We start from the raw sequence: 779 nt of genomic DNA, 5'->3' as shown, positions 1-779 counted from the left end.
GACCGCTCGACGTCGCCGCAGCGCTCGGCCAGGCGTGGGAGGACGGCCGCCTGCAGCTCGCCGTGACGACGAGCCTCGAGCGCGGCGTCCTCGGCTTCCTCATCGCGGTCGCCGTCGGCACGCCGCTCGGGCTGCTGCTCGCCGAATGGGCGCCGCTCCGCCGTGCCCTCGGCCCGCTGATCTCGGGCCTGCAGGTGCTGCCGTCGGTGGCCTGGGTGCCCGCCGCGATCCTCTGGTTCGGGCTTTCGGACGCCACGGTGTACTTCGTCGTGCTGATGGGCGCGATTCCGTCGATCGTGAACGGGCTCGTCGCCGGCGTCGCCCAGGTTCCGCCGCAGCTCCGGCGGGTCGGAACGGTGCTCGGCGCGTCGCGGCTCGAGCTCGCGGCATCCGTCGTGCTGCCGGCCGCGCTGCCCGGCTTCCTCGCCGGGCTGAAGCAGGGATGGGCGTTCTCGTGGCGTTCGCTCATGGCGGCCGAGATCATCGTGATGGGCGGCTCGATGGGCTTCGGCCTCGGCTCGCTGCTGCAACAGGGCCGCGACCTCGCCGACCTGGCGAGCGTGCTCGGCACCATCCTCGTGATCCTCGCCATCGGCGTCGTGATCGAGCTGCTCGTCTTCGCCCCGGTCGAGCGCGGGATGCTGCGCCGCCGCGGACTCACGGGAGGAACCCCATGACCGAGAACACGTTCGAGAACCGGCCGACTGATGCCGCGGGGCGCGACGCCCACGCGGGCGGCGCCGACCGCGGCCACGTCGCGCTCGTCGGCGCGGGTCCCG

Annotated in this window: 1 protein-coding gene; it reads left to right on the top strand. The window is 73.8% G+C overall.

Annotation, left to right across the window (positions count from 1 at the left end; genetic code table 11):
• On the top strand, positions 1-677 hold a 677-nt coding region (locus ESO86_RS17940; protein ID WP_129236053.1), incomplete at its 5' end, for an ABC transporter permease.
• Between the last annotated feature and the right edge of the window lie 102 nt (positions 678-779).

The organism is Agromyces binzhouensis (assembly GCF_004135055.1).
Taxonomy (GTDB): Bacteria; Actinomycetota; Actinomycetes; order Actinomycetales; family Microbacteriaceae; genus Agromyces; species Agromyces binzhouensis.
Note: the sequence above shows the minus strand (reverse complement) of the source record. Positions and strands in the feature narration are given on the sequence as shown.